Genomic DNA, 14827 nt, shown 5'->3' on the forward strand with positions numbered 1-14827 from the left:
CCGGTTTTTTTGGCCTTGCTATTCCGTTACAGCAGTCCTGCGTTCTTCATCGCGTGTTCCCGGCCAGTAATCAATGGCTAACGAGATAAGAAGCATCCAGAATCAGGGCGACCCGGCCGTTGCCCAGGATCGTTGCCCCGGACAGATGATTCATCGTCCCCAGATACGCGCCCAGGGACTTGATGACCACCTCCTGGTTGCCGATGATCTCATCGACTGCGAACGCAGCGATCCGGTCAACAGATCTTACAATCACGAGCGGAATCGTCTTGGAACGCCGCTCTGTGCGCGGGTAATGCAGCTTGTCTCTGAGCCAGGAGAGCGGAACAATCCGCCCGTGGTTGATAATCGCCTGCTCCCCTTGAACGACCTGTATCTCTTCGGGGGAGATCCGCACAATCTCAGCCACATTATACATCGGTAGAATCAGAACACGCCCGGACACCTTGACCAGCAGCCCCTTGATAATAGCCAGTGTAAGCGGCAGACGGATTGTAAACAGAGTCCCTACCCCCGGCTCGGTCTGAATATCTATGATTCCGTTGAGACGTCCAATCTGACTGCGGACAATATCCATCCCCACACCCCGCCCAGACACTTCACTGACCTCGGAGGCTGTGGAGAAGCCTGGCTCGAAGATCAGACTAACAGCTTCCTGCGCGGTTAAATACCCTGCCTGCTCTTCTGTAATGATCCCTTTGCTGAGCGCAGAGGCTGTAATCCGGGCGGCATCGATGCCCTGTCCGTCATCCTCCAGACGAATCACGACCTGGTTCTCCTCATGAAAAGAAGTAAGCGTAATTCTGCCCTTCGGAGCCTTGCCCTGCTGCACGCGCACCTCTGGACTCTCGATTCCATGATCGGCGCTGTTACGGATCAAGTGGATTAGCGGATCACTCAGCTCTTCAATGATCATCCGGTCCAGCTCGGTCTCGCCTCCCTGAATCTGCAGCTCAATGTCCTTGCCCAGCTTCTGGGCCAGATCTCTGACCAGCCGCGGGAAACGGTTGAACAGCTGGTCGATCGGCAGCATCCGGGTCTTCATGACCCCTTCCTGGAGCTCCTTAATAATCCCGCCCATATGATCCGATATAGAGCCGATATCAGGCAGAACCTTGGCGGGATCCGTACGTTGTCCATTAGCGCTCAGATCGGCCAGAGAGGTCTGCTCGATCAGCAGCTCCCCCACCAGATTCATCAGATGGTCCAGCCGCTCCACACTCACCCGGACGGTTGACTGTACCTCATGGGATTTCCCCTTGCCTGGAGTAGAGGACGGAGGTTCTGCAGACACCGGTCCGGCCGTGGTCTGGACGCCAGTTCCGGCAGCAGGTGCGGGCACGAATGGCGTAATGACAATGCTCTCGACATCGGTCTCCCCTGCCAGCTGCTCGGACACCTGCCGGAGCTCGCGCGGGGAAGCAGCGACTACAGCAAATTGGCTGTAGCGGGCATCTTCATCGGCTCCCGGCGCCGCCGGGGGCGCCAGGGCAGCAGCAATCACCGGCCCGCAGACCTCTTCGATACGCTGCAAGAGGATATAATGCCGGGCCGCCTTCATCTGGCAGTCCTCTCTCAAGGTGACTACCAGAGCCAGCAGCGAGTAGCCCGCTGCCATGGCCTCTTCCGCCTGAAGCAGCTCCGCTGCATTTAAGACCGGAAGCAGCACCGGCTGAAGTTCAGCCGGCTTATTAATCAGCGCCTTGATCTCCGCAACCACAGCTGAGCAGTCTGTAAAGCTCTCCCCGCTGACATACTGAGTGCGCAGCAGCTTCATCGCATCCAGCGCCCGGAAGAGCGTATCAATCAGATGGCCGGTAATCTCCGGCTTCTTCTCCCGCACCCACTCCAGCGCATACTCCACCTCATGCGTGAGATCGCTCATCTCGCGGAAGCCCATCGTGGAGGCTGAGCCCTTGATCGTATGGGCTGCGCGGAAGATCGTCTGAATCAGCTCAGCGGTTGGAGCATGCTCCAGCGCAAGCAGGGACTGGTCGATCCGCTCTAATTGCTCGTTCAGCTCTTCTATGAATATATCGCGGTAAGCCGACAGTTCCATCATCATTGCTTGTTCCCCTTTTTACCCGCCCAATATTTCTTCGAGCTTCAGAATACCGATCAGCTGGTCATCCCGCTGCCCCACTCCGTGGAACACCGCATCGCGGCTGCGGTTATGTCCGCCTGCCGGCGGATGAATCTCGGCGTACGTAGTCACCTTGTTCACCTTATCTACAATCAGTCCGACGAATTCCTCGCGGTAGTTAACCACAATAATTCTTGTGCTCCGGGTATAAGGCTCATCCGCCATTCCCAGCAGATTGCGCAGGCTCATGACACAGACCACCTTGCCGCGCAGATTGACTACACCTTTGACTTCATTCCGGCTGAAGGGGATATCTGTAATGCTGAGCATTTTGATAATCTCATGAATCTCTTCAATCCGGATGGCACAGGTCTCGGCTCCTACCGCAAGCTCGATGTATTGTTCCTTCTGTAAGGATGACATGGCTTCACCTTCCGTCTGTTGAATTAATGGGTCTTGAATGCGGCAGCGGACTTGGCCAGATCCTCGGATAACAGCGCCAGGGCCTGGCAGGTAGCCGCCGTCTCTTCAGAAGCCGCTGCTGATTCCTCGCTGGAGGCCGCAATGGATTGAACCGAGTCCATCACCTCAGCAGCCTGTGCTGATTCCTCTTCGCAGGCGGCAGCAATCTCGTTGACCTTAAGTGAGGAGGTGTTGACCATCTTAATAATCTGCTCGAAGGCCTGGCTGGTCATCGAAGACTGCTCTACGCTCTCAGCGACTGCCCTCACACTCTGCTTCGTATTCTCCTGCATGACCTTGATAATCTTCGTAATCTCCTTCGTGGCATCGCTGCTGCGTTCGGCCAGCTTGCGGACCTCGTCCGCCACCACGGCGAAGCCGCGCCCCTGTTCTCCGGCACGCGCCGCTTCAATCGCTGCGTTCAGGGCCAGGAGATTGGTCTGCTCGGCGATATCGTCGATCACTTCGATGATATCCCCGATTTTGCTGGAATCGTCTTCAAGCTGCTTCATCTGGTGATTCACCGTCTGCATTCCTTGCAGCGAAGTCTCCACCACATATCCGCCTTCCCGGGCGGTCCGCACGGTATCATTGGAGAGCTCTGCCGCTTCCTCGGCACTGGAGGCCACAGAATCAATCGCCAGCGACAGCTCCTTGAACAGCTCGGTGATATTGGTCGCTGCCGCCGACTGATTGGTGCTGGTGCTCGCAATCTCCTGGGTGCTGGCTGAGATCTGTTCGGAAGAGGCTGCAACGCTCTGTGAATTCATCACAATTCCATTGATTAGATCCTTCAGGTTATGAACCATCCGGTTCAGGGCTGTGGCAAGCTGTCCGACTTCATCCTTAGTAGATATATCCGCTTGCTGCGTCAGATTTCCATTAGCCACTTCTGTAGCTACATGCAGCATCTGCATCAGGGGTCTGGAGATCGATCTTGCGATCAGGTAGCCGATCATAATACTGAGGATAACCGCCGCAATGACTACCGAGATTGTAAGGATGAACGCCGAGGAATAAGCGGATTGTGAATGGTTGTTCGCCTCATCTGCCAGCTCAACATTCACTTTGATCAGACCATCCAGATTGTTCAGCACATTCTGCCCCTGGACGGTCAACTGTGTAGTCAGAAATGTATTGAAAGCAGCCGCATCATCTTGCTCCGCCAGAACCAGTGCCTGATCGAACAGCTTCTCATAGCTTGCATACTCCTGGTCAAACGAGGCCAGCAGCTCCTTTTCACGGGCAGTGGTCGCCAGTGGACGGTAGTTATCCACCTTCTGGACAATTTCCTGACGGCCTGAGGCAATCTTTTGCTTATAATCGGTAATTTTATCTGTATCTGTTGTATTGCTCATATCCCGTGTATAGACCCGGTTAAGCTGATAGCTGATCTCGGCGGCAGACAAATCTCTGACCGAGATCAGGTTATTGCTGTACATTTCCTTCATATTCTGATTGCTGGTGCGCAGGGATAAGACCGAATAGACTCCAAGTCCTGCCAGGATTAAAGAGACGATCAAAAAAGCGGAGACGATCTTTGTAGCTGTTTTCAAATTCCCGAACCATTTCATAGTGCTTCCCCCTGTAGTTACAACATCGTGTCCATCTTGTCGGCGGTATCCTAACACTCCCCCATCAGCCGGCGGGACATCATTAGCTATATTTCGACATTTTATATCAAAAAAATTATATTCTAATTTGTGTTTTTCATATTTTTTTCATCAAACTCAGTGCAATCCTCCTCTTCACAAATTGAAATGTTCACTATTCCGTAGCTTGATGCAGAATCCGCTTGACAGAACATAGAAATAAGTTATAAATAGACATAATTAGCAATCGATTCATTCCCATTTTATCCCCCGCGAAAAGAGGCTTGTCATGTCAGCAAAAGTACCTGTGGCCGAAAAACTGGTGTACTCAGGCGGTCTGCTGGGCCAGAATATGCTCTACAGCTTCATGTCGATGTACATCCTGTTCTTCTATACGGATCTGCTGGGAATTCCGGCAACCACCGCCAGTGTCATTCTGGTCGCAGCAAGTATTATCGATGCTTGTCTTGATCCGCTCATGGGCATGATTACCGACAAAACACGCTCCAGATGGGGGAAATTCAGGCCTTATCTGCTGTTCGCCCCTTGTCTGATCGCGCTGGCGACCGTCCTCTGCTTCTGGGACTTCGGCGGTTCCCGGACTGTGACTCTTGTAATCGCTACCGTCTCTTACCTGCTATGGGGAATGCTGTACACGGTCTGTGACACACCGCTCTGGGCCTTGTCGTCCGTAGTCTCCACCGATCCGGGGGAACGCACCTTATTCGTCACACTGGGCAAAATCGGCGGGACGCTCGGCGCGGTCGTTATCACCATCGGCGGTATCCAGCTTCTGCTCGCCTTCGGCGGTGAACGGAATACGCAGGCTTATCTCTACTCGGCAATCATTATCGGGGTCATCGCGGCACTGTCGATTGTCCTGACCGGGATGCTCACCAAGGAACGGGTCGTCCCTTCCGCTGAGAAGATCTCATTCCGCCAGAACCTGCAAACGGTGTACAAAAACAAGCCGCTGCTCACCCTGCTCGCCTCTCTCCTGATTATCAACCTGGTGAACGGCATCCGGCAGAGTATTCAGCTCTATTATGTGGTCTATGTCTGGGGGGACGCGGGGTATGCCACGCAGGTCGGGATCAGTCTGGTGGCCGGTATGCTGCTGGGGATGATCGCTACGCCGCCGCTGCTGCGCCGCTTCGCCAAGAAGAAGGTATTCATTGTCTCCTGCATTCTGGGGAGCGTAGCCTGCATTCTGCCTTATCTGCTGGGTGACCATAACGTATTGAACACCCTGGTGTTCTTTGGGATCAGCTTCTTTTTCTCCGGCATGACGACGATTGTCAGTACCTCAATGCTGCTCGATACGATAGATTATTCGGAATGGAAGCTGGGCTTCCGGGGCGAGGGCATTGTGTTCTCAACAAACACATTCATTACCAAGTTCAGCGGAGCGGTATCGCGGATGATTATCGGAGCCAGTCTCGGCCTGCTCAGCTATGTGGAGAATCAGCCGGCAACTCCGCAGCTCCAGCATGGTCTCAGCTTCGTGATGTTTCTGCTGCCTGCTCTCTGCTTCCTGGCCGCTATTCTGCCGATTCTCTTCTATAATATAACGGAGAAGCAGCGGGTGCAGATCCTGAGCGATCTGAATCACAGCCGGTCATTGTAGTGGGGCTGTTGGGAGGATGCTTTTCCCTGATGGAATCGTTCCTGGTCAGGGGTGCGGCTGGGTGTAACGGACTCAGTTGCGCTTATTTCTGCCAAAAGCTACGATTGGAGCAAGTTACGGACTCTATGGCCTTTATTGCCGGATTTTCTGCGCCGTAACATTGATTATGGAGCGAATAAGGGCGCCTCAGTACCCTTACCACAGATTAATAAGGAGGTATTTGGATTATGGATATATCCACACTAGCGGCGTTGATGTCCCCTCCAGATCTTAGCGGGTGCCGGACGGTATTATGTATACAGCCGCACCCGGACGATAATGAGGTGGGCATGGGCGGCACGATCGCCGCATTCGCCGAGAGGGGCTGCGAGATTCACTATCTGACGATCACGAACGGGGATTTGGGCGCGGTGAACGAGCAGGTGTCTTCCGCCGAGATCGCTGCCATCCGCGCGCTCGAACTGAAAGCCGCCGGACAGAAGCTGGGAGCTGCCGTATTCCACCAGCTCGCCCACGGTGACGGCACGCTGGAGCATATTCCGGCGCTGGCGGGAGAGATTGCTGAGGTCATCCGTACCGTGCGGCCGGATGTGATCTTCTGCCCTGATCCGTGGCTGAGCTATGAGGCTCATTATGATCATATCGTCACAGGCAGAGCCGCTGCCCAAGCGCTTCTGTCTTCCGGTCTCCCCCTCTATCCGAGGGGGACAAGCACCCGCCCCTGGCAGCCGCAGGCGATTGGATTCTACTTCACCTCAGAGCCGAACACGGTAATAGACATTACCGCCCACTTCGAGCAGAAGTTCGAGGCCATGGCTCTGCACCGCAGCCAATTCAGCGAGGAGATTCTGGCCATGTACCGGATCTATTTCCGCGAGCAAGGCCGTCAGCTTGCCGAAGGCAGGGGCTTCGAGCTGGGTGAAGGCCTGAAGGTGTTGTCACCGCTGCACCTGCACTGCTTTGTGGATGCCCGGCGGATATGAGGGGAATTAAGCGGGGAATTAAGCGGAGATCTCCGGGCGAGGGAACGGGGGCGGGGATCGCTGAGGCACGCGCGCCCTTCCATTCATAAAACAAGTGGAAAAACGTATCTTAGTTTTGCGATTTTCAGCATTTGCAGGCAAACAAGTGGAAAAACAGCATCTAATTTCATTGTTTTTTCTATTTTATATAATTTGCGTTTAATTAAGTGCTGTTTTTCCAATTGTTGTCGTGACAAGCCTTTTCCGTTCATCAGCAAGTGTACAAAATCCACCTATTTTTTCTTTCCTGTATTTTGCAGCCAACGGGCTTATCGCTATGCCCCCACATACCGGCCTAAAGCATACTCGCCCAATCCGATTCAGTACTTATCCGCAACGGTTCAAACTAATACTGCCCCTTCTTTACAAAAATAGCAGCAAGCCCTCATCTACGGGGATTTGCTGCTCTTTCTTAAACGGGAAGCTCGGACAAACGGTAGTAGGGGATGTTCAATAGCGGCTTGAAGCCCAGCTTCTGCGCCAGTCTGTAAGAGCCCACATTCTCTTGGCGGCAGCCCCATACCGGCTCCAATCCCTGCTCCAGACAGTAATCGATTAACTTACAGCACACTGAGAAGGCAAAATGCTTCCCCCGGTAACCCGGTGCCGATTCGATTCCAATCTCTAGCATATCCGCTGTCCGGTAAGCCGAGAATGCGCTGGAGGCCTGCTCTCCCTCCCACAATATAGTGTATCCTTTGCCTGAAGCCAGGAAATGCTCCGCGTCACGCCAGAAATACCGGGGAATGACCGCACCCTCCTGCTCACCGAATCCTTCACCGTTCATCTGGACCATCTCAGCATCCTGCCGGAACCATTGCGCCTTCGCACGGTTATAGACCTCCGGGTCGAACGTGAAATTCACCCGGGTCTGTATGTACATTCTGCGTGAATCCGCCGCATCAAGCCGTGCATTATGCTCAGTAAGCATAGCTTCAATCAGCGGGTCCCAGCCCCCTGCCGGATCAGCCTGCAGCCATTCTGCTGAATGCCGGTGCCCCGTCTTGTTCGTAATATAGTCAGATAAGCTCCGGTTAAACTCCTCATTGCCCGAATCCCCATAGACCAGCGACATCCCGTATTCATGAGCCACATAGAAGCTACGGGGGTCATTTACAGAATCCACATACACACTGCCGGTCGTCTGCCCGCTCAGAACTCCTTCAGCGAACAGCGTGTTGATCTTGACTTCCTTTAACAGCGGCCAGGCAAGGGCGTAATCCCGACTGTCTAGCTTCAGCATGCTTATCTCCTCTTTTCTTAGGATTGCATATAGGTATTGAACAGCCAGCGGAAATTCCACTCAAAGATATGAGAGCCCTCCCATGTATCAAAAGGCTCCGGGATTCCCTTGGCTATCCAATGCTCTGCACTTTCTCCACTTCGGGCTGCTGCTGCTGCATACTCCTGAATCTCTGCGAGATAGCGCAGCATGTCAGGGATACTCTCCCGTCCGGCAACCTCCCCATGACCGGGAATCAGCCATGTGAAATCAATCTCCCCGCCAATCCGCTCCACAATAGTTGTCCAAGCTTCTGGGAACCCATGAAGCATCGCCGGGTGGAATCTGTTCAGAACCAGATCTCCTGCAATCAGCACCTGAACATCTGCAACGTACACCATAGCATCGCTGAGGGTATGACCGCCGCCATATGTGAACAGATGCAGGGAACGCTCTGAACCGTGAATATCCAGACTATCCTTGAAGGTCATTGCTGCTGTCACTCTGCGGATTGTAGGTGTGGCCTCCAGCAACGCCTGTTTGTCCGAGATCTCATAAGCGAGCGCTTGCTGTAGGCGGGAATCCGTAGCAGCATTGCTTATCTCCTGCAATCCTATGATCTGCTTCTGCAGACCTTCCTGCCATTCCTCCAGTGCAGGTGCCGCGTGGGTTGTCAGTACCTCCCGGGTGAGCTCTGACGATAGAATGATACTGCCCGGGAATTCCTGATTGCCGTAATGATGATCCCCGTGATAGTGAGTATTAATTATGTATTTGACCGGCCTCCCTGTCAGATTCTCTGCCGTTTCCCGCAGAAGCCTGGCTGCTGCCGGCAGGTTGAAGGTATCCACTACGACTGTACAATCTCCCAGATCGATGATCGACGCATTGCCTACCGCGCCCCGGCCCGGAATAACAATTGCGGCCCACACTCCCTGCGTTACTTCCTCTACCCTGAACATTCAGTTCCTCCCATTTATATTTCCCACTTATTATACCTTACTATGTCGCCCATAGAGGAATGAATGTTATAATACATTCAATGTCATGCGAATGACTTGAATCCTGGCTCAACCTGAAAGGAAACGACCTATGATGAATACCATTCCCGAAGTGAATTTCGCGGCTTCCCCTTACTATAATCCCGTCCTCAAAAATGTAGTCATCCTCGCCACCGGCGGTACAATTGCCGGCAGCGGCGAAGCCCATAAAACCTTGAATTACGAGCCTGGCGCTCTGCCCGTGCAGGATCTGCTGGATAGTGTACCGCACCTGGAACGGCTGGCGAACTGCGCCGGGGTTCAGGTCAGCAATCTGTGCAGCGCCGATATTACCAGCGAACACTGGCTTACCCTGGCAACGTACATTAACACGCTCGCGCTCCGGGAGGATGTGCACGGATTCGTCATTACACACGGCACCGACACCCTGGATGAGACGTCCTACTTCCTGAACCTGGTGATCAAGACTGACAAGCCGGTAATTATTACCGGATCTATGCGCCCAGCTACTGCAATCAGCGCCGATGGTCCCCTCAATCTGTATCAGTCCGTAGCACTGGCGGCGAATCCCGAGGCCTCCGGCCAGGGCGTGATGGTTGTCTTCGCTGAGGGCATCTATAGCGGGCGGGATGTGCAAAAGGTGAACACCTTCAAGGCCAACGCCTTCGATGAGCGCGATTTCGGCTGCCTGGGATATATGCGTGACAGCCACGCCTTCTTCTATACGCGCACCCTGAAGCGGCATACCACCGCAACCCAGTTCGATGTATCTGTGATTCAGGAGCTGCCGGAAGTGTCCGTAGCTTATTTCCATGTGGATGCCAATCCCGGGATTCTGGATTATCTGGCTACGGTCTCCAAGGGGATTGTCATTGCCGGAGCAGGCGGAGGGATCTACAGCAAGCCTTGGATTGACAAGGTGGGTGAGCTGAAGAACAATAACATCCCTGTAGTCCGCTGCTCGCGGATTTCCAGCGGAATTACACTTAAGGATTCCTACATTGATCTGTCTGCCAATTCTATTCCCTGCAACAGTCTGGTCCCGCAAAAAGCCAGAATCCTGCTCTCCCTCGCGCTGACGCAAACCACCGGCTACGATGAAATTGCCGCAATGTTCAACGAGTATTAAACGCTGCCCGCAGCTGACGGGAACTCAAAGGTGAAGACTGCACCGCCCTCCGTGCGGTTCCGGGCACTAAGCTCTCCGCCGCAGCGTTCCACAATAGCACGTGCGATGGCGAGTCCCAGCCCGGATTCGCCATTTTTCCCTTTGACGAACCTGTGAAACAGGCTGGGCAGCAGCTCCTGCGCAATGCCCGCACCATCGTCAGCGACCGTCAATGTAATCCTTCCCCTGCTTGAATGCACCTGTACATCAATTCGCTTCTCTGCATAACGGACCGCATTGGATAATACGTTCAGCAGAGCTTGCAGCAGCTTATCCCGGTCTGCTCTTACCATCCCCCCATGGTCCCCGGAGACTGCCGGATACAGCGACAGCTTCCTTGCTGCCAGCAGCGGATTGACCCGCTCCACCGCCTCGCTCAGCAGCTCCTCCAGATCCGTATCCGCCGCCTGGTAAATATCCTCTTCACTGTCCAGCTTCGCCAGGAGGGTCATTTCGCTGACCAGATCACGTAAGCGCCCGCTTTCACTCAGAATAATATCCAGTCCTTTACGGACGCCCTCTCCTTCAAATACTCCGTCCTTAATGCCCTCCGCATAACCGGCTATCGACATCAGCGGAGATTTCAGCTCGTGTGAGGCATTCTGGAAAAACTGCTTCTGCACCCGATTGAACTGGTGCAGCTCACCGGCCATCTCGTATACCGCCCTGGCGACAGAACCGATTTCACCGCCCGCCCGGATCAGATTCACCTCGGCAAACCGGCGGTTTTTCACTTTCCCCAGCTCCTGACGCAGGCTGATGAGCGGATCAATCAGCTTCCGCGTAATAAACAGGCTGAACAGGAGCATCGCTGCCGCACCCGCAGCAAAGACAAGGATCAGCCGTTTCAGCAGCGACTGCTCAATGGCCTTGATTCTGCTGACAGGAGTCAGCAGGGTGAGCTTGCCTTGGGGAAGCGTGTTGACCTGCACCAGATAACGCGGATCATTGCCATCCCATAAGCTCTGCAGGCTCCCCTGCTCCATAGCTGTGATATCTACCGTTACCCCGGACTGCATTGGCAGGGCCGGGAGAATTCCCGAGACCACATTCCCCTGCTGGTCGGTTACGATGGCCTGTACTCCGCTGGAGAGCGTAGGATATGGAGCCGTAAGCGGCTCGCTTTTTCCCAATGAGAATGCCCCCCCTTCCGCGAATGGAGGCTGCTGCAGAGTCGCGGTCAGGGAAGCGCCAAGCGTCCTTAATCCCTCTTGCTCCGTGCCGATGAAATGATCCATCAGCACATAGTGGATCATCACTCCCGTGATGGACAGGACCAGCAGCAGAGACAGCCCAAAAGCAACGTTGATCTGATGCACCAGCTTCAGCTTTTTCATCCGCAGGTTTAGCCTTTCCGCCATCCTCTTCATTCCTGCACCCCTCTCATACGGTAGCCGTGGCCCCAGACCGATTCCAGCGGCAGGCCGTCCATTTTTTTGCGGATGCGCTTGATCAGATGGTCGACAGCACGGTCGCTGCCGAAATAATCCTCTCCCCAGACATGGCCCAGCAGCTCTTCGCGTGTAAAGGCCCGGTTCGGACTTCCCGCAAACACCATCAGCATCAGGAATTCCTTGCTGGTCAGCTCCACTTCAGCTCCTTGCCAGAAGGATCTTCTCTCCTCGGGATGCAGCAGCAGACTGCCCAGCTCTATCCCTGAATGCACAGCAGGCAGAACAGCCGCAGACCGGGAAGAGTGAAGGCGTTCCCACCGTTTCAGCTGGCGGTTAATCCGGGCTACCAGCTCACGGGGACTGAAGGGCTTGACCAGATAATCGTCGCTGCCAAGCTCCAGACCCAGGATTTTATCCACTTCATTATCTTTGGCAGAGATCATAATAATCGGCACCTCCGCCTCATCACGGATACGCCTGCACAGTTCATAACCGTCCATTCCCGGAAGCATAATATCAAGCACCCACATGGCGGGAGGATCATTCCTCCATAAATCCCACGCCTCCTCGGCACTTCCAAGACCAACTGTCCTGTAATTCTCCTTATGTAAATAAGCTTCCACCAGATTGCGTATATTCTCGTCATCGTCCACAACAGCAATGACCGTTTGATTGTTCATCCAGGTAACCTCCGTGATTTGTCTCTTCACCATTATAGCAAGCGGCGGAGCGGGATAGGGCACTGCCATTGTTTTTCCACATTGCTGACCCTCTCCTGCCACAGAAGCCCGCTATAGTGAGAGCTGTAAGACAAACCACCTGAAGGAGTGTTCGTACATGAATCGTCTAATCGTAAAAAGAATGGCTCTATCCACCCTGCTGCTGTCCAGTATCGCCACCCCGGTCTTCGCGGATACGGGAATCACTTCGCCCCCAGTACAGGGACCCACTGCCACTATAAGCACGGCCGCTGCATCCACAAATGGCAGTGAGCTGCGCCCCTTGCTTGAACCGCAGGTTCTGGCACTGGTGAACAGCTATGCACCGGAAACATCCCAGGACTGGCGGGATACGCTCAGCCGCTACCATGATTTGACAAGCACGAAGGCGCTTAACGTGGTTCTCACCACGCCGATGTCCGCTGCTCCATGGACAGAACAAGCTGGCATTGTGGATGTGCAATTAGCCATGCCTGGAACATTGACGGACGCAGAAACGACTCCCCTTACAGCTGTGACGGCAACCGGAATAACAGGGGTCCAAGCTAAGGCAGTCCCTTTTGAATTAGGAGCCGTAAACCTCACATTAGCGGGGCTTAACCATCTGGAATCCGGCAAGCTTGCCAATGTGGTAACCTTACATGCATCGTATATCGACGGCTTATTCAAAGAGCAGGCTGCACTGGCAGAGGCTGCTCAATCCGCAGATGCAGCAGCCATTAAGCAGGCACTGTCCGGACTGCTGAGACAGTATAAAGACCTTAACCACAAGCTGGAAGAAGCGAAATAAACCGCGCATACCCTGTATCCATTAGAAAAGCAGGCCAAGGAATTCCTCCCTGGCCTGCTTTTTCTTTTTAGATCATTAATATAATGTAGCCGCCGCCTACCGGCGGGGATACATCGGATAAGGATAGAATGCTGCGGCGGGCTGCTGGGCTGCGTAGGCGGGCATGCTTTTGGCGGGCGGGCCTATGTTCATTCCCCCGGCAGACCCTGCCACGGTGCAGCCCGGAGGCGGTCCAAGAATAATCGACTCCTTCAGCGGAGCCACGGCCTTGGCATACTCCTCTTCATTGATGCAATAGGCGCGCTGGATGACCTCTGCGGGAACAGCCTGCAGGAAGTCTGAACCATACACAATATCCGGTGTCGGTGCATCGAAGATCGCCAGGAAATGGGCCTGTTCACTCTCGGCCAGAATCCAGTGGAACCAGCCCTGCGGGAAGACAGCAATTTGTCCGGCCTTCAGATGATAGGTCATCAGCTTCTGGGTGAACGGATCGAACACGGAGGCAATCAGCTCTCCGCTAATCACGAAGATCATCTCTGTCACGTTCGTGTGCCAGTGCGGCTGGACAATGAAGCCCTTGCTCATATGTGCATTGAAGAACCCGTTACGTATCGCCGGCAGCTGCTCGGCAAAAAGCTGGGTAATATAATTGTTCGCATCCCGCTTATAATTAAGCACCTGGTTAGAATCGGCGGCAAGCTTCAGGTCCGGTGCCTGCAATACTGGATCTAGCATGATTTGTTCCTCCTCAGACTGGATTGTAGCCTTAAGTAACACTGGGCATTCGTCCAGATACTATATGCGGAGGAGGAACCTTTTGACACTAGAGTCAGGTGCGGATTAGATCAGGCGAGCGATACTCTCAATCTCCACGGCGGAGGCTGCAAGCTGCTGCATCGAGGCGGTGATCTCCTCTGTGGCTGCGGCCTGGCGTTCGCTTTGCGCCAGACAATCCGTAAGCACGGCATCCATCTGGTTAATCTTCTGCTTGATCATCTGCAGAATGCCGGCAATATCCTTCGCCGATGAAGCACTGGATACCGACATTTTGCGGATCTCCTGGGCCACGATACCGAAGCCCCGTCCATGCTCAGCGGCATGAGCCGCTTCAATCGCTGCATTCAGCCCGAGCAGATTGGAGTTGTCTGCCACCTTGCGGATGAAATCGAGAATCTCGTCCGTCTGCTGCAGATCCTCAACCACCTTCTGGCCCAGCTCTTTCAGATCCCCTACAGTATTCGCCAGATCCGAGGCCGTTCCCGCAATCTCTACCGAGGTCGAGCTGATCTCGTCGGAGGTTACCGCCAGAGCATTCGCTGCATCGCTGAGCGTTACCTGATTACTGAGGCTGATTCCGATCGTGAACACACCTGTCACCACCCCGTTCCGGTCCCGGATCGGCATGGATGACGATTTAAAAGGAATCCCGTAGATCTCTCTTGGAATCGTAGCGCTGACTTCCTCCCCGCTCTCCAGAGCAGCCCGGATTCCTCCGCTGGGCGGTACTGGAGAACCCAATTCAATCTTGGCTTTCAATTCCTTCCCTTGCAGATAATAAATGAACTTGTCCCGATCTGCCAAAGCAAACATTACATCCAGCGGGAAAAGCCGCTGCACCAAGGGCAAAGATACTTCAAGCGCCTTCCGCAGCTGGTCCATTTCTGATGCTTGTCCTGATTCCTGTTCGGATTCGTGTTCGGTATTCATTGCTTCAACAGCTCCCTAATTCTATTTATTTATGTAC

At 54.0% G+C, this 14827-nt stretch carries 14 protein-coding genes; 4 read left to right on the forward strand and 10 right to left on the reverse strand.

The genetic code is table 11. From position 1 onward, the window contains the following. Positions 1 to 70: 70 nt before the first annotated feature. The 3 genes from MKX51_RS18520 to MKX51_RS18530 are packed head-to-tail and all read right to left on the reverse strand — an operon-like array spanning position 71 to position 4119. A complete protein-coding gene (locus MKX51_RS18520; RefSeq protein WP_340993408.1) occupies positions 71 to 2065 on the reverse strand; it encodes a chemotaxis protein CheA in 1995 nt (664 codons plus the stop codon). A gap of 15 nt (positions 2066 to 2080) precedes the next feature. Continuing rightward, a complete protein-coding gene (locus MKX51_RS18525) occupies positions 2081 to 2506 on the reverse strand; it encodes a chemotaxis protein CheW (protein ID WP_036700854.1) in 426 nt (141 codons plus the stop codon). A 23-nt stretch (positions 2507 to 2529) separates the two neighbouring features. After that, the gene (locus MKX51_RS18530) at positions 2530 to 4119 is read right to left on the reverse strand and encodes a methyl-accepting chemotaxis protein (protein WP_340939836.1); all 1590 of its coding nucleotides are present in this window, start codon (positions 4117 to 4119) and stop codon (positions 2530 to 2532) included. 307 nt (positions 4120 to 4426) lie between these two features. Between MKX51_RS18530 and MKX51_RS18535 the strand changes: the two genes are divergently transcribed. Together MKX51_RS18535 and MKX51_RS18540 are read left to right on the forward strand one after the other, a co-directional pair. Further along, positions 4427 to 5764 (forward strand): MFS transporter, encoded by a 1338-nt coding sequence (locus tag MKX51_RS18535; RefSeq protein WP_340993409.1) that lies wholly within the window; start codon positions 4427 to 4429, stop codon positions 5762 to 5764. A gap of 227 nt (positions 5765 to 5991) precedes the next feature. Continuing rightward, the gene (locus MKX51_RS18540; protein ID WP_340993410.1) at positions 5992 to 6747 is read left to right on the forward strand and encodes a PIG-L deacetylase family protein; all 756 of its coding nucleotides are present in this window, start codon (positions 5992 to 5994) and stop codon (positions 6745 to 6747) included. Between the two features lie 83 nt (positions 6748 to 6830). Here MKX51_RS18540 and MKX51_RS18545 read toward each other — a convergent pair whose 3' ends face one another. The 3 genes from MKX51_RS18545 to MKX51_RS18555 form a co-directional block, all read right to left on the reverse strand. Next, entirely contained in the window at positions 6831 to 7004 is a 174-nt protein-coding gene (locus tag MKX51_RS18545; RefSeq protein WP_340993411.1) for a hypothetical protein, read from the reverse strand. A 194-nt stretch (positions 7005 to 7198) separates the two neighbouring features. Then, positions 7199 to 8029, reverse strand: a complete 831-nt coding sequence (locus tag MKX51_RS18550) for a GNAT family N-acetyltransferase (RefSeq protein WP_340993412.1) — start codon at positions 8027 to 8029, stop codon at positions 7199 to 7201. Positions 8030 to 8046: 17 nt separating this feature from the next. Then, positions 8047 to 8970, reverse strand: a complete 924-nt coding sequence (locus tag MKX51_RS18555; protein WP_340993413.1) for an MBL fold metallo-hydrolase — start codon at positions 8968 to 8970, stop codon at positions 8047 to 8049. Positions 8971 to 9100: 130 nt separating this feature from the next. On the opposite strand from MKX51_RS18555, the gene MKX51_RS18560 reads away from it, so the two are divergent. Then, on the forward strand, positions 9101 to 10138 hold the full coding sequence (locus MKX51_RS18560; protein ID WP_340993414.1) for an asparaginase: 1038 nt from the start codon (positions 9101 to 9103) through the stop codon (positions 10136 to 10138). Here MKX51_RS18560 and MKX51_RS18565 read toward each other — a convergent pair. Then, positions 10135 to 11538, reverse strand: coding sequence for a sensor histidine kinase (locus tag MKX51_RS18565; RefSeq protein ID WP_340993415.1), 1404 nt, complete (start codon positions 11536 to 11538; stop codon positions 10135 to 10137). The genes MKX51_RS18560 and MKX51_RS18565 overlap by 4 nt on opposite strands. Positions 11539 to 11543: 5 nt before the next feature. Next, a complete protein-coding gene (locus tag MKX51_RS18570) occupies positions 11544 to 12251 on the reverse strand; it encodes a response regulator transcription factor (protein ID WP_340993416.1) in 708 nt (235 codons plus the stop codon). Positions 12252 to 12408: 157 nt separating this feature from the next. On the opposite strand from MKX51_RS18570, the gene MKX51_RS18575 reads away from it, so the two are divergent. Continuing rightward, complete coding sequence (locus tag MKX51_RS18575; RefSeq protein WP_340993417.1) at positions 12409 to 13080, forward strand: hypothetical protein; 672 nt, start codon at positions 12409 to 12411, stop codon at positions 13078 to 13080. A gap of 96 nt (positions 13081 to 13176) precedes the next feature. On the opposite strand, the gene MKX51_RS18580 is transcribed toward MKX51_RS18575, so the two are convergent. Together MKX51_RS18580 and MKX51_RS18585 are read right to left on the reverse strand one after the other, a co-directional pair. After that, on the reverse strand, positions 13177 to 13818 hold the full coding sequence (locus MKX51_RS18580) for a cupin domain-containing protein (protein ID WP_340993418.1): 642 nt from the start codon (positions 13816 to 13818) through the stop codon (positions 13177 to 13179). Between the two features lie 105 nt (positions 13819 to 13923). Further along, on the reverse strand, positions 13924 to 14790 hold the full coding sequence (locus MKX51_RS18585; RefSeq protein ID WP_340993419.1) for a methyl-accepting chemotaxis protein: 867 nt from the start codon (positions 14788 to 14790) through the stop codon (positions 13924 to 13926). Positions 14791 to 14827 lie beyond the last annotated feature (37 nt).

The organism is Paenibacillus sp. FSL M7-0420 (genome assembly GCF_038002345.1).
GTDB lineage: Bacteria > Bacillota > Bacilli > Paenibacillales > Paenibacillaceae > Paenibacillus_AQ.

What these genes read in the sequence shown, in the direction of transcription:
- MKX51_RS18520 (WP_340993408.1), bottom strand. Translation starts at nt 2,065, where the DNA reads ATGATGATGGAACTGTCGGCTTACCGCGATATATTCATAGAAGAGCTG.
- MKX51_RS18565 (WP_340993415.1), bottom strand. Translation starts at nt 11,538, where the DNA reads ATGGCGGAAAGGCTAAACCTGCGGATGAAAAAGCTGAAGCTGGTGCAT.
- MKX51_RS18530 (WP_340939836.1), bottom strand. Translation starts at nt 4,119, where the DNA reads ATGAAATGGTTCGGGAATTTGAAAACAGCTACAAAGATCGTCTCCGCT.
- MKX51_RS18575 (WP_340993417.1), top strand. Translation starts at nt 12,409, where the DNA reads ATGAATCGTCTAATCGTAAAAAGAATGGCTCTATCCACCCTGCTGCTG.
- MKX51_RS18580 (WP_340993418.1), bottom strand. Translation starts at nt 13,818, where the DNA reads ATGCTAGATCCAGTATTGCAGGCACCGGACCTGAAGCTTGCCGCCGAT.
- MKX51_RS18555 (WP_340993413.1), bottom strand. Translation starts at nt 8,970, where the DNA reads ATGTTCAGGGTAGAGGAAGTAACGCAGGGAGTGTGGGCCGCAATTGTT.
- MKX51_RS18560 (WP_340993414.1), top strand. Translation starts at nt 9,101, where the DNA reads ATGATGAATACCATTCCCGAAGTGAATTTCGCGGCTTCCCCTTACTAT.
- MKX51_RS18585 (WP_340993419.1), bottom strand. Translation starts at nt 14,790, where the DNA reads ATGAATACCGAACACGAATCCGAACAGGAATCAGGACAAGCATCAGAA.
- MKX51_RS18525 (WP_036700854.1), bottom strand. Translation starts at nt 2,506, where the DNA reads ATGTCATCCTTACAGAAGGAACAATACATCGAGCTTGCGGTAGGAGCC.
- MKX51_RS18570 (WP_340993416.1), bottom strand. Translation starts at nt 12,251, where the DNA reads ATGAACAATCAAACGGTCATTGCTGTTGTGGACGATGACGAGAATATA.
- MKX51_RS18540 (WP_340993410.1), top strand. Translation starts at nt 5,992, where the DNA reads ATGGATATATCCACACTAGCGGCGTTGATGTCCCCTCCAGATCTTAGC.
- MKX51_RS18550 (WP_340993412.1), bottom strand. Translation starts at nt 8,029, where the DNA reads ATGCTGAAGCTAGACAGTCGGGATTACGCCCTTGCCTGGCCGCTGTTA.
- MKX51_RS18535 (WP_340993409.1), top strand. Translation starts at nt 4,427, where the DNA reads ATGTCAGCAAAAGTACCTGTGGCCGAAAAACTGGTGTACTCAGGCGGT.